The 12,575-nt window shown below is 70.3% G+C and carries 11 protein-coding genes; 3 read left to right on the forward strand and 8 right to left on the reverse strand.

Going from position 1 to position 12,575, the window contains the following annotated elements; all coding sequences use genetic code 11:
* Nucleotides 1–113: 113 nt before the first annotated feature.
* Nucleotides 114–1,820, forward strand: coding sequence for a formate--tetrahydrofolate ligase (locus INTCA_RS10955; protein WP_013492984.1), 1,707 nt, complete (start codon nt 114–116; stop codon nt 1,818–1,820).
* Between the two features lie 155 nt (nt 1,821–1,975).
* Here the strand turns inward: INTCA_RS10955 and hflX are convergent, their stop codons facing one another.
* Nucleotides 1,976–3,463 (reverse strand): GTPase HflX, encoded by a 1,488-nt coding sequence (gene hflX, locus INTCA_RS10960; protein ID WP_013492985.1) that lies wholly within the window; start codon nt 3,461–3,463, stop codon nt 1,976–1,978.
* A gap of 68 nt (nt 3,464–3,531) precedes the next feature.
* Between hflX and INTCA_RS10965 the strand changes: the two genes are divergently transcribed.
* Nucleotides 3,532–4,146: a class I SAM-dependent methyltransferase gene (locus INTCA_RS10965; protein WP_013492986.1), complete on the forward strand. Its 615-nt coding sequence runs from the start codon at nt 3,532–3,534 to the stop codon at nt 4,144–4,146.
* Here INTCA_RS10965 and INTCA_RS10970 read toward each other — a convergent pair.
* The 5 genes from INTCA_RS10970 to miaB form a co-directional block, all read right to left on the reverse strand.
* Complete coding sequence (locus INTCA_RS10970) at nt 4,130–5,392, reverse strand: cysteine desulfurase-like protein (RefSeq protein ID WP_013492987.1); 1,263 nt, start codon at nt 5,390–5,392, stop codon at nt 4,130–4,132. The two genes, INTCA_RS10965 and INTCA_RS10970, sit on opposite strands and share 17 nt — an antisense overlap.
* 76 nt (nt 5,393–5,468) lie before the next feature.
* The gene (gene dapF / locus INTCA_RS10975) at nt 5,469–6,320 is read right to left on the reverse strand and encodes a diaminopimelate epimerase (protein ID WP_083807984.1); all 852 of its coding nucleotides are present in this window, start codon (nt 6,318–6,320) and stop codon (nt 5,469–5,471) included.
* Nucleotides 6,321–6,753: 433 nt separating this feature from the next.
* On the reverse strand, nt 6,754–7,665 hold the full coding sequence (miaA, locus tag INTCA_RS10980) for a tRNA (adenosine(37)-N6)-dimethylallyltransferase MiaA (protein ID WP_013492989.1): 912 nt from the start codon (nt 7,663–7,665) through the stop codon (nt 6,754–6,756).
* Nucleotides 7,662–8,309 carry a peptide deformylase gene (def, locus tag INTCA_RS10985; RefSeq protein WP_013492990.1) on the reverse strand — a complete coding sequence of 216 codons (648 nt, stop codon included), beginning with the start codon at nt 8,307–8,309 and terminating at the stop codon, nt 7,662–7,664. Before def ends, miaA begins: the two co-directional genes overlap by 4 nt.
* A gap of 46 nt (nt 8,310–8,355) precedes the next feature.
* Complete coding sequence (miaB, locus tag INTCA_RS10990) at nt 8,356–9,888, reverse strand: tRNA (N6-isopentenyl adenosine(37)-C2)-methylthiotransferase MiaB (RefSeq protein ID WP_013492991.1); 1,533 nt, start codon at nt 9,886–9,888, stop codon at nt 8,356–8,358.
* A 171-nt stretch (nt 9,889–10,059) separates the two neighbouring features.
* Here miaB and INTCA_RS10995 point away from each other — a divergent pair, with 171 nt between their 5' ends.
* Entirely contained in the window at nt 10,060–10,671 is a 612-nt protein-coding gene (locus tag INTCA_RS10995; protein WP_013492992.1) for a YceI family protein, read from the forward strand.
* 70 nt (nt 10,672–10,741) lie between these two features.
* On the opposite strand, the gene INTCA_RS11000 is transcribed toward INTCA_RS10995, so the two are convergent.
* Nucleotides 10,742–11,332, reverse strand: coding sequence for a regulatory protein RecX (locus INTCA_RS11000; RefSeq protein WP_013492993.1), 591 nt, complete (start codon nt 11,330–11,332; stop codon nt 10,742–10,744).
* 78 nt (nt 11,333–11,410) lie between these two features.
* Nucleotides 11,411–12,454 (reverse strand): recombinase RecA, encoded by a 1,044-nt coding sequence (recA, locus tag INTCA_RS11005; protein WP_013492994.1) that lies wholly within the window; start codon nt 12,452–12,454, stop codon nt 11,411–11,413.
* Nucleotides 12,455–12,575: the final 121 nt, after the last annotated feature.

A 12,575-nucleotide genomic window follows, 5' to 3' on the forward strand; every position in this document is an offset into this window, starting at 1 on the left:
CTCAGGGTATTCCGACGCGGCGGGCGGCGCGTTCGGTGACCTGCGGCTTGTGGACGACGTGGGGTGCGGCACCCTCCTCACCGTCGCTGCGCCCCGTGAGGTTGGATGCCCTCATGGACACAACGTCGTTCCCCTCGGATCTCGACATCGCGTCTGCAGCCACCCTGCAGCCGATGGACGAGATCGCTGCCCAGCTCGGTATCGGCCCCGCACACCTGGAGCCCTACGGCCGAGACGTCGCCAAGATCGACCTGGGATTCCTCGACGAGCCGCACGATGGCCACCAGGCCAAGTACGTCGTCGTCACGGCCGTCACCCCCACCCCACTCGGGGAGGGCAAGACCACGACGTCGGTCGGCCTGGCCCAGGGTCTGCAGCGACTGGGCAAGCGGGCCGTCGTGGCGCTCCGCCAGCCGTCGATGGGCCCGACGTTCGGCATCAAGGGAGGCGCCGCAGGCGGCGGCTACAGCCAGGTCGTCCCGATGGAGCGTCTCAACATGCACCTCACGGGTGACTTCCACGCCGTGACGGCCGCCCACAACCTGCTCGCCGCCATGGTCGACAACCATCTCCACCACGGCAACGCCCTCGGCATCGACGTCCGCAACATCACGTGGCGGCGCGTTCTCGACGTCAACGACCGCGCCCTGCGCAACGTCGTCATCGGCCTCGGGGCCCGTGAGGACGGGGTGGTCCGCGAGACCGGCTTCGACATCACCGCGGCGAGCGAGATCATGGTCCTCCTCACGCTCGCAAAGTCGCTGTCCGACCTGCGGGAGCGGCTCGGCCGCATCGTCATCGGCTACACGACGGAGGGCAGCAGCGTCACCGCCGAGGACCTCGGCGCGGCCGGTGCGATGGCCGCGATGCTCAAGGACGCCATCAAGCCCAACCTGCTCCAGACCCTCGAGGGCGGCCCGGCGATCATCCACTGCGGTCCGTTCGGCAACATCGCGACGGGCACCTCGTCGGTGACGGCCGACCTCATCGCCATGCAGGGCAGCGACTACGCCATCACCGAGGCGGGCTTCGGCGCCGACATGGGCGCGGAGCGGTTCTTCAACGTCAAGTGCCGCGTGAGCGGGCTCAAACCTGACGTCGCCGTCATCGTCGTCACGGTCCGGGCCCTCAAGGCCCACTCCGGCAACTACGTGATCAAGCCGGGCAAGCCGCTGCCCCCCGGGCTGCTCGCGGAGAACCCGACGGATGTCGAGGCCGGACTGCCCAACCTGCGCAAGCACATCGAGATCGTCCGGCGCTTCGGTGTGCAGCCGGTCGTGGCGATCAACGCGTTCCCGCAGGACCACGACTCGGAGCACGCCGTGATCCGGCGCTACTGCAACGGGATCGGCGTTCGCACCGCCGTGAGCCGTCACGTCGCCGAGGGAGGAGCAGGCGCACGCGAGCTCGCCGAGGTGGTCATGGAGGCAGCGCACGAGCCGTCGAGCTTCGAGTTCCTCTACCCGCTGGACCTGCCGCTCGAGCAGAAGATCGAGGCGATCGCGACGCAGATCTACGGTGCCGACGGGATCGACGTGAGCCCCGGCGCCGCCAAGGCCCTCAAGGACTACGAGCGCCTCGGGTTCGGCGGCCTGCCCGTCGTGATCGCCAAGACCCACCTGTCGATCTCCTCCGACCCGAGCCTCAAGGGCGCGCCGCGTGGCTGGCGCATGCCGGTGCGTGAGGTCCGCGCCTCGGTCGGCGCCGGCTACGTCTACGCGATCTGCGGAGAGATGCGGACGATGCCCGGGCTGTCGGCCTCCCCGAACGCGCAGCGGATCGACGTCAGCGCGGACGGGAACATCACCGGCCTCAGCTGAAAGCCTCCGGTGAGCCGGCGCATCCCCGCGGGCGACGCGGGGTCGCAAGGGCGGGAGGGCGAAGACCGAGTCGTATGCCGCTGAGCCGGCTCAGCGGCATACGACTCGTTTCGTTGCGGCCGGCTCAGGGGCACGGACCTCTCCGACCCGACTCCTCAGGCCACCACGTAGTCGGACAGGTCGGCCTCGACGGCCGGCGTCACGCGGGCGCGCACCCGAGTGCCATCCGCGACGTGCTCACTCTCGAGGATCTCGCCCTCGTCGTGGATGCGCGAGATGAGGTCGCCGCGGTGGTAAGGCACGAGGACGTCCACCTCGATGTCCGGCTTCGGCAGCTCGCGGGCGATGAGGTCGATGAGCTCCTGGATGCCGGCTCCGGTGCGGGCCGACACGGCGATCGAGTGCTTCTCGTGGCGGCGGATCCGGTCGAGCACGTCCGGGTCGGCGATGTCCGCCTTGTTGACGACGATGACCTCCTTGACGTCTGCTGCCTCGACGTCGGCCAGGACCTCACGGACTGCCGTGATCTGCCCCTCGGGATCGGGGTGCGAGCCGTCGACCACGTGGAGGAGCAGATCGGCGTCGCCGACCTCCTCGAGGGTCGACCGGAAGGCCTCGACCAGGTGGGTCGGCAGCGACCGGACGAACCCGACGGTGTCGGTCAGGGTGAACTCGCGCCCGTCCTTCGTCTCCGAGCGGCGGACCGTCGTGTCGAGGGTGGCGAAGAGCTGGTTCTCGACGAGGACCCCCGCCCCGGTGAGTCGGTTGAGCAGCGAGGACTTGCCGGCGTTGGTGTAGCCGGCGATGGCCACGCTCGGCACGCCGCCCTTCTTGCGGGTCGAGCGCTTGGTGTCGCGGTGGGTCTTCATGTCGGCGATCTCGCGGCGCAGCTTGGCCATGCGCGTGTTGATCCGGCGCCGGTCGAGCTCGATCTTCGTCTCACCGGGGCCACGCGAGCCCATGCCCTGGCCGCCGGCTGCCTGGCCACCGGCCTGTCGCGACATCGACTCACCCCAGCCACGCAGGCGCGGGAGGAGGTACTGGAGCTGGGCGAGCTCGACCTGGGCCTTGCCCTCGCGGCTCTTGGCGTGCTGGGCGAAGATGTCGAGGATCAGGGCCGTGCGGTCGATCACCTTGACCTTGACGACGTCCTCGAGCGCGCGACGCTGGCTCGGGGCGAGCTCGTCGTCGGCGATCACCGTGTCCGCACCCTCGGCGATGACGATGTCGCGCAGCTCGATCGCCTTGCCCTTGCCCAGGTAGCTCGCGGGATCCGGCCGCTGGCGGCGCTGGATGACCCCTGCGAGGACGTCGGAGCCAGCGGTCTCGGCCAGTGCCGCGAGCTCGCGCAGGGAGTTCTCCGCGTCCGCGGCGGTTCCCTCGCTCCAGACCTTGGCGAGGACGACGCGCTCGAGGCGCAGCTGGCGGTACTCGACCTCGGTGATGTCCTCGAGCTCGGTGGACAGGCCGGTGACGCGGCGGAGGGCGGCGCGCTCCTCACGGTCGAGCTGGTCGCCGTCATAGAGCCCGTGTGCCGCTGGGTCGGCTTCCAGCGTCTCGTCGGCCAGCGCTTCGGCGCGGGTCGCGAGCAGGTCGTCGGCTGCGGATGGCTTGATGCTGTGGCTTCGATTCATGTTCTTCATAGGATCCCATTCCCTCAACACCGCTCGCGACACATTTGTGCCCGGTGCGGCCACTACGGTTGCCGGTGATGAGCGAGCACCCCGACCACTACTTCAGCGCTGAGCCGGCCACCCCGGAGGAGCGGCGGCAGATCCGGGTCCGGATCGACGGCCGCGACCTCACCCTGACCACCGCCCGCGGCGTCTACTCGCCCGACCGGCTCGACCCCGGCACGGCCGTCCTGCTCGCCGGCGCACCCGACCCCAGTCCCACCGGCCACCTTCTCGACCTCGGCTGCGGCTGGGGCCCGATCTCCCTCACGCTGGCACGTCGCTCCCCCGCCGCCCGGGTGTGGGGCGTCGACGTCAACCGCCGGGCGCTGCAGCTGGCGGCGCTCAACGCCGAGGCGGCAGGCGTGGACAACGTGACCTTCTGCGAGCCCGCCGACGTTCCGGGGGACCTGCGCTTCGACACCATCTGGTCCAATCCGCCGATCCATGTCGGCAAGTCCGCCCTCCACGCCCTGCTCGAGCGATGGCTGCCCCGTCTCGCCCCGGAGGGGGTGGCCCACCTCGTCGTCCAGAAGCACCTCGGCTCCGACTCGCTGCAGCGGTGGATCAACGCCCAGGACTGGGGCCTCACCTGCACGCGGCTCTCATCGACCAAGGCCTTCCGGATCCTCGAGGTCAGACGATCGCCCTGAGCGCCTCGATGAGCCGGTCGACGTCCTCGTCGTCCGTGTAGGGAGCCAGCCCGGTGCGCACCGCACCGGCATCGCCCAGGCCCAGGCTCCGCGAGCACTCCAGGGCGTAGAAGTTGCTCGCCGGCGCGTTGATCCCCTTGTCGGCCAGCGCCCGCCGCACCTCCTGCGGGTCCTTCCCGTCGATGGTGAAGAGGAGGGTGGGCGTCCGGTGGGCGGCGTTGCTGTACACCCGCAGTCCGGGCAGGTCGCGGATTTCGGCTTCCAGTCGCGCTGCGAGCCGGGCCTCGTGCTCCTCGAGAGCGGCAAAGCTCGCGACGAGGCGACTCCGGCGGGTGGGACGGTCGACCAGGCGCCCTGCATCCTCGTCCTCCGCCTGGCTGTCCGCGCGCTCGGCCACGGACCAGTCCGCGGTGGCCAGGCCGGCAAGGAACTCGACCGCGGCCGTGGTCCCGGCCATCAGCTCGTAGGGCAGCGTCCCGAGCTCGAACCGCTCCGGGACGTCGTCGCTCGACGGGAGCAGCTTGTCCATGGTCAGGGTCTCGAGGAGCGTCGGGTCGGCGGCGAGCACGCCGCAGTGAGGGCCGAGGAACTTGTAGGGCGAGCACGTCCAGAAGTCCGCGCCGACACCCGGCCGGTCGACCAGGGTGTGCGCCGTGGCGTGCACACCGTCGACCCAGTAGAGCGCGCCGGCGTCGTGGACCAGTCGGGCGATCTCGGCCACCGGGGGCCGCGTACCGATGAGGTTGGACGCGGCGGTGGTCGCGACCAGTCGGGTGCGGTCGGACAGCTGTTCGGCGACGGCCTCGACGGGCAGCTCGCCGGTCGCCGGGTCGAAGTCCACCCACCTGACCGTGGCGCCGACGGCGCCCGCGGCCTGGACCCAGGGGCGGATGTTGGAGTCGTGGTCGAGGCGGGTCACCACCACCTCGTCGCCCGGTCCCCACGTCCTGGCGAGCGCTCGGGAGAGGTCGTAGGTCAGCGCCGTCGCGCTGCGACCGAAGACGATCCCTCGTGGGTCGCTGCCGAGCAGGTCACCCAGCGCGGCTCGGCACTCCACCACGATCTGCTCGGCCCGGCGCTCGGCCGGCGTGACCGCGCCACGGTTGGCGACCGCAGAGACGAGCGTGTCGTGGACGGCGCGTGCGACGATGTCGGGGGTCTGGCTCCCACCGGGACCGTCGAAGTGGGCGGCGCCCTCGCGCAGGGCGGGGAAGTGGGCGCGGACTGCGGCGACGTCGTAGGTCATGGGGCCATGATCACAGGTCGCGGAGCCGGCCCCGGGCGCGGGCCACGTTCGGGCCGGTGGCCGCCGCGCGCGCCGATCAGAGCGAGACGTCGCCGTCCGCGACGAGCTCGGCCGGCCCGGCCAGCTCGACGCGGTTTCCGGCCAGGGGGGTGACGGTCAGGGTCCCGCCGGGGACGTCGACGCGCCAGGGCGCCAGGTCCTCGACCCCGGACCAGAACCGGGTGGCCAGTGCGGCCGCGGCTGCTCCCGTGCCGCAGGACCGGGTCTCGCCGACGCCGCGCTCGTGGACGCGCATGGCGATGTGGGCGGGTCCGACGGCTTTGACGAACTCGACGTTGATCCCGTTCGGCTGCGCCGGCTGGACGTCTGGCGGGGCGGTCAGGTCGAGGTTCTCCAGCTCGATGCCGTCGGGGAGCATGACGACGGCGTGGGGGTTGCCGAGGTCGAAGGTGAGCGCGGGCACCGGCTTGCCGTGCCGCGGTCGGACCATGATGTCGAAGCCGTCACGGCGGGCTCCCTGCTCGTCGCCGTAGCGCCAGGGGCCGAGGTCGACCGCGAAGCCCTCAGGGACGACCCGGACGTGCTTGATGCCGGCTCGGGTCGCGATGTCGAACGTGTCGCCGTGCACCATGCCCTCCCGCACGAGGAACGACGCGAACACCCGCGTGCCGTTGCCGCACATCTCGGCGAGTGACCCGTCGGCGTTGCGGTAGTCCATGAACCACTCGGCCTGCGCAGCCTGGGCCCGCACGCTGTCCTCGGTGGCGTGCCTGGTGGGGACGATGCGGATGACTCCGTCTCCCCCGATGCCGGCGCGTCGGTCCGCGAGCCGCTGCACCTGGGCCGGGGTCAGCTCGAGGGTGCCCTCGGGGTCGGGCACGAGGACGAAGTCGTTCTCGGTGCCGTGGCCCTTCGTGAAGCGCGTCATGACGGTCATTGTGCTGTATGCCGCTGGGCTCGCTCCCGTGGGTCGGCGGGGGTGGGCGTGGGCGATCGGTTCGGGGGTGGTGCTGAACAGTTGTCGCTCGTGGGCGAGCTCCTCGTGGACCCCGAGCTCACGCAGCACCTTCTCGTGCTCGGGACCGTCGATCCGGTGGGCCACGATGTGCGCGTCGAGCAGCGCGCGCTCCTCATCGGTGTGGTCCGTGTCGTGGAGCGGCACCTGCTCGACCCGGACGGCGCGGGAGGCCTGCTGGAGGGCGAAGAAGCCGGCGACGACGAGGCCGGCGAGGACCGCGAGGACCGCGAGGACCGCGAGGACGAGGTCGGTCAGCACGGTCGCGAAGGCGGTGACGACGAGCACGGTCGCGTCGCCGCGGGTCGAGCGGAGGAGGGCTGGCGTCTCAGCCACCGGGATGGGGTCAGCTCACGAGGTCGATGACCTGGTCCACGCCGACCGTGGCGGTCGCGTCGACCCACCTGACCCGAGGGTCGGGGCGGAACCAGCTCTCCTGGCGACGCGCGTAGCGGCGGGTCGCCCGGGCCGTCTCGGCGATGGCCGCCGCCTCGGTCAGGCGTCCGTCGATGACGGCGATGGCCTGCGCGTAGCCGATGGCCCGACTGGCCGTGAAGCCGCCCCGGAGGCCGCGCGCCAGCAACCGCTCGACCTCATCCCGGAGGCCGGCTCGCCACATCTGCTCAACCCGAGCATCGACCCGGGCGTCGAGGATCGGCCGGTCCACGGCGAGCCCGATCATGGTCGTCGGCTCGACGAACTCGCGGGTCGGCATCGAGGCGCTGAAGGGCCGGCCGGTCAGCTCGATGACCTCGAGCGCGCGGACGATGCGGCGGACGTTGGCCGGCTGGATCCGACGGGCGGCGGCTGGATCCGCGTCGGCGAGCAGCTGGTACATCGCGTCGGTGCCGAGGTCAGCCGCCTGCGCCTCGAGCCGGCCACGCACCTCCGGGTCGGTCGGTGGGATCTCCAACCGGTCGAGAGCCGCCCGGACGTACAGGCCGGATCCGCCGACCAGGATGGGGACCCGACCCCGTCCGCGGACGGCCGCGAGATCAGCCCGCGCTGCTCGCTGGTACGCGGCGACACTGGCTTCCTCGGTCACCTCGAGGACGTCGAGCTGGTGGTGGGGCACCCCGCGACGCTCGGTGAGGGAGAGCTTGGCGGTGCCGATGTCCATGCCGCGGTAGAGCTGCATGGCGTCGGCATTGACGACCTCACCGTCGAGACGCTCGGCAAGGTCCAGAGCGAGACCGCTCTTGCCCGTCGCGGTGGCACCGACGACCGCGATGACGGGCAGGTCGGCGGCAGCCGTCACATGCCCTCGCTGTGCGCCTGGTCGTGGATCGCGTGGACCTGCTCGCCCTGTCGGTCGGTGTCGTCCACGTCCTCGTGCCCGAAGGGGTCCGGATCGACGCCGGGGAGCCAGCTCTGCCCGGGCTTGCCCCAGCCGTTGCGCTTGACGGCCTTGCGGGCCTTCTTGGCCTGCCGGTCGTCGAGACGGTCGACGTAGAGCGTGCCGTTGAGGTGGTCGTACTCGTGCTGCATGCACCGGGCGAACCACCCCGTCGCATCGAACTCGACGCGGTTCTGCTCGAGGTCGAGTCCCACCACGTGGGCTCGCTCGGCCCGTTTGAGGGGGAAGGACTCCCCCGGCACCGACAGGCAGCCCTCCGTCTCCTCGCGGGGATCGGGACGCTCCTGCGGAATCCGGGAGGTCCTCACCGTCGGGTTGATGATGTGGCCCCGGGCAGGGACGCCATCCTCGTTGTCCATCTTCCAGATGAAGACGCGCAGGCCGACACCGATCTGGGGGGCCGCGAGACCGACGCCGTTGGCCGCGTCGTTCGTCTCGTGCATGTCCCCGACGAGCTGACGCAGCTCGTCGTCGAACTCGGTCACGAGGGCGGCGGAGCGGTGCAGCACCGGCTCACCGGAGATCACAATGGGTCGAACGGCCATGCGCAGCATCCAAGCATGTCGGGCTCGGTCAGCGGCATACGGACCCTCAGGGGATGGTGCAGGCCGGCGCGGTCGGCGCCGGCGCAGGCCGGCCCACCGCCGGGATGCCCAGGCTCACCTTCGGTTTGCCGCCGTGGGAAGGATCGGCCTGCAGCGCCGCCCACGCCTCGCCTCCCTGCGTGCGGCGGACCCGGTAGCCGCCGCCGTCGACGGCAGCATCAGCGACGAGGTGGTGCGGGGCGCCGTAGGTGACCCCGACCGTGACGAGGTCGCCGGGACGCGGTCGCTCGGACCCGTCCGGGACGGCGAAGTGGACGAGCCGGTTGTCGCGGGCGCGCCCCGACATCCGCTGCGTCTCGGAATCCTTGCGACCCTCCGCGGGCGCGACGAGCACCTCGACCTCACGCCCCTCGAACCGCCGGTTCTCAGCCCAGCTGACCTCCTCCTGCAGCGCGAGGAGACGGTCGAAGCGCTCCTGGACGACGGCCTTGGGCACCTGGTCGGACATCGTCGCGGCCGGTGTGCCGGGCCGGATGGAGTACTGGAACGTGAAGGCGCTGGAGAACCGGGCCTGGCGCACGACGTCGAGCGTGCCCTGGAAGTCCTCCTCGGTCTCACCGGGGAAGCCGACGATGATGTCGGTCGTGATCGCCGCGTCCGGGATGTGCTCGCGGACCGTGTCGAGGATCCCGAGGAACCGGGCACTGCGGTAGGAGCGCCGCATCTGCCTGAGGACCGTGTCGGAGCCGGACTGCAGGGGCATGTGCAGGCTCGGCATGACATTCGGCGTCTCCGCCATGGCGAGGATGACGTCGTCGGTGAAGGCGGCGGGGTGGGGGCTGGTGAAGCGCACCCGCTCCAAGCCCTCGATCTCGCCGCAGGCCCGGAGCAGCTTGCCGAAGGCGAGTCGGTCCCCGAACTCGACGCCGTAGGTGTTGACGTTCTGGCCGAGCAGCGTGATCTCGATGACGCCCTGCGCGACGAGCGCCTCGATCTCGGCGAGGATCTCCCCCGGCCGACGGTCCTGCTCCGTGCCCCGCAGGCTCGGGACGATGCAGAAGGTGCACGTGTTGTTGCAGCCGACCGAGATCGACACCCACCCGCTGTAGGCGGAGTCACGACGGGTGGGCAGGGTCGAGGGGAACGTCTCGAGGCTCTCGAGGATCTCGACCTCGGCGCGCTTGTTGTGCGCGGCTCGCGCGAGCAGGGCGGGGAGGGAACCGATGTTGTGGGTGCCGAAGACGACATCGACCCAGGGCGCGCGCTCGACGATCGTGCTTCGGTCCTTCTGCGCCATGCACCCTCCGACGGCGATCTGCATGTCCGGGTTGCGCAGCTTGGCCGGACGAAGCTGGCCGAGGTTGCCGTAGAGCTTGTTGTCGGCGTTCTCGCGGACGGCGCAGGTGTTGAACACGACGACATCGGCCACGTCCGGGCGTTGCGCGACCGGCACGGTCGCGACGTCGACGTAGCCGGCCGTCTCGAGCAGGCCGGCGAGGCGCTCACTGTCGTGGACGTTCATCTGGCAGCCGTGCGTGCGCACGTCGTACGTCTTGGGCATCATGTTCTCCGTCGTCATGGCATCGACAAGGGTACGTCCTCCTGGTCCGGCCCGCGGTCCGCCGAGGGCGTCGCCGAGCGGGATCCCCCGAGTCCCGATAAAGTATTCACGAACGGATACTTGACAGTTCAACAAAAGTCCTGCATCCTAGTGATTGAAGGTTCAACCACTACTGACAAGGACTTCATCATGGGACTGTTCAACCGCACCAAGGCCAACGACGTTGCCGAGGCCCCCGTCGCCTCCGTCGCCATCAGCGACATCTCCGGTGACTACACGATCGACGCGAGCCACACCCGCATCGGCTTCTCCGCCCGCCACGCGATGGTGACCAAGGTCCGCGGCAACTTCGAGGACTTCGAGGGCTCGGCCCACGTCGACACCGCGAACCCGGCCAACTCCTCCGTCAAGGTCGTCATCAAGGCCGCCTCGGTCACGACGCACAACGAGCAGCGCGACGGCCACCTCAAGACCCCCGACTTCTTCGACGTCGAGAACTACCCCGAGATCACCTTCGTCTCGACCCACGTCGAGCGCGACGGCTCCGAGTGGGACATCACCGGCGACCTGACCATCAACGCGGTCACCAAGTCGGTCACCATCCCGTTCGAGGAGACCGGCTCCGCCAAGGACCCGTTCGGCAACATCCGCATCGGCTTCGAGGGTGAGACCACCATCGACCGCACCGACTGGGGCCTGTCGTTCAACGCAGCCCTCGAGACCGGCGGCGTTCTCGTCAGCGAGAAGGTCAAGCTCGAGTTCGACGTGTCAGCGATCGCAGTGGTCCCGTCCCAGGCCTGAGCGACGCTGACCACCCAGAGGGGGTGGGGACCGATCGGTCCCCACCCCCTCTTTGTCGTCCTCCGTGTGATCAGTCCCTTTGGTGCTCGGGGGCGCCGTTGACCGCGTCGCGGATCACCGGCCAGGCGATCTCCCCGGAGTAGCCCTTGCGGGCGAGCATCCCCGCGAGCCGCCGGGCCTGGACGTCGGGGGTCAGCCCCGACATCGTGCGCAGCTTCTTTGCGACCAGCTCCTCGGCCTTGGCTCGCTCGTCGTCGCCGTCGACCTGGTCCAGCGCCTGGCCCGCGATCTCGGCGTCGATGCCCTGGCGTCGCAGCTCGTGAGCCAGCCCCTTGCGGGCGAGGCCCTTGCCCTGCTGCTTGGAGCGGACCAGCATCTCGGCGTAGGCCTCGTCGTCGACGAGCCCGACCTCAGTCATACGGTCGAGGACTCGAGCGGCCACCGCCGGCTCACATCCCCGCTGGCTCAGCTTGCGCTCGAGCTGGGCTCGGCTGCGCGGCGCCATCGAGAGCTGGCGCAGCACGATGGCGCGCGCCACGGACTCAGGGTCGGGCTCGTCGCCCGCTGCCACCGGATCCTCGGGGGGAGGCGCCCACGAACGGCGCCCCCCACCGGATCGGCCGGCACCGGACTCACCCGCCGCGCTCCGTGGCGCGGCCAACCCCTCGGCTTCCGCGAGGATGGCCGCGGCCCGGGCCAGCTTGGCCTCCTGACTGTCGTCAGACACGACCGTTCACGCTCAGAACTCGACGGGCACGTCCGCCGCATCGGCCTGCTTGTCGACCCGAGGTCCGACCCCGAGCTTCTCCTTGACCTTCTTCTCGATCTCGTCGGCCAGGTCGGGGTTGTCGCGCAGGAAGTTGCGGGCGTTCTCCTTGCCCTGCCCGAGCTGGTCGCCCTCGTAGGTGTACCAGGCGCCGGCCTTGCGGACGAAGCCGTGCTCGACACCCATGTCGATGATGCCGCCCTCGCGGGAGATCCCCAGGCCGTAGAGGATGTCGAACTCGGCCTGTTTGAACGGCGGCGCCACCTTGTTCTTGACGACCTTGACCCGCGTCCGGTTGCCGACCGGCTCGGTCCCGTCCTTGAGCGTCTCGATCCGACGCACGTCGAGACGCACCGAGGCGTAGAACTTGAGCGCCTTGCCACCCGTGGTCGTCTCGGGAGAGCCGAACATGACCCCGATCTTCTCGCGGAGCTGGTTGATGAAGATCGCTGTCGTACCAGTCGAGTTCAACGCACCGGTCAGCTTGCGCAGCGCCTGGCTCATGAGCCGGGCCTGGAGGCCGACGTGGCTGTCGCCCATCTCGCCCTCGATCTCGGCGCGGGGCACGAGCGCGGCGACGGAGTCGATGACGATGATGTCGATCGCGCCGGACCGGATCAGCATGTCGGCGATCTCCAGGGCCTGCTCCCCCGTGTCCGGCTGCGACACGAGCAGCGCGTCGGTGTCCACGCCCAGCCGCTGGGCGTAGTCGGGGTCGAGCGCGTGCTCGGCGTCGATGAAGGCGGCGATCCCGCCGGCCTTCTGCGCGTTGGCGACCGCGTGCAACGCCACCGTCGTCTTGCCGCTGCTCTCCGGGCCGTAGATCTCGACCACGCGCCCGCGCGGCAGACCCCCGATCCCGAGTGCGACGTCGAGAGCGATCGACCCGGTCGGGATGACCTCGATGGGCGCCCGGACGTCATCGCCCAGGCGCATGACGGCTCCCTTGCCGAAGTTCTTCTCGATCTGCCCCATCACCGAGGAGAGGGCCTTGTCCTTGTCCTGCACCGTGGCCATGTCGGTCACCTATCTGCCGTCTCCGTTGCGGTCGTCTACCTTCGACCAGCAGCCACGGCTCGTGATTGATCGCGCTGTCAGGTCAGACGTTAGGTGCGAGCACCGACATCGGGATGTTCCA

Origin of the sequence: Intrasporangium calvum DSM 43043 (assembly GCF_000184685.1) — a bacterium.
GTDB lineage: Bacteria > Actinomycetota > Actinomycetes > Actinomycetales > Dermatophilaceae > Intrasporangium > Intrasporangium calvum.

What these genes read in the sequence shown, in the direction of transcription:
- INTCA_RS10955 (WP_013492984.1), top strand. Translation starts at nt 114, where the DNA reads ATGGACACAACGTCGTTCCCCTCGGATCTCGACATCGCGTCTGCAGCC.
- hflX (WP_013492985.1), bottom strand. Translation starts at nt 3,463, where the DNA reads ATGAAGAACATGAATCGAAGCCACAGCATCAAGCCATCCGCAGCCGAC.
- INTCA_RS10965 (WP_013492986.1), top strand. Translation starts at nt 3,532, where the DNA reads ATGAGCGAGCACCCCGACCACTACTTCAGCGCTGAGCCGGCCACCCCG.
- INTCA_RS10970 (WP_013492987.1), bottom strand. Translation starts at nt 5,392, where the DNA reads ATGACCTACGACGTCGCCGCAGTCCGCGCCCACTTCCCCGCCCTGCGC.
- dapF (WP_083807984.1), bottom strand. Translation starts at nt 6,320, where the DNA reads ATGACGCGCTTCACGAAGGGCCACGGCACCGAGAACGACTTCGTCCTC.
- def (WP_013492990.1), bottom strand. Translation starts at nt 8,309, where the DNA reads ATGGCCGTTCGACCCATTGTGATCTCCGGTGAGCCGGTGCTGCACCGC.
- miaB (WP_013492991.1), bottom strand. Translation starts at nt 9,888, where the DNA reads ATGACGACGGAGAACATGATGCCCAAGACGTACGACGTGCGCACGCAC.
- INTCA_RS10995 (WP_013492992.1), top strand. Translation starts at nt 10,060, where the DNA reads ATGGGACTGTTCAACCGCACCAAGGCCAACGACGTTGCCGAGGCCCCC.
- recA (WP_013492994.1), bottom strand. Translation starts at nt 12,454, where the DNA reads ATGGCCACGGTGCAGGACAAGGACAAGGCCCTCTCCTCGGTGATGGGG.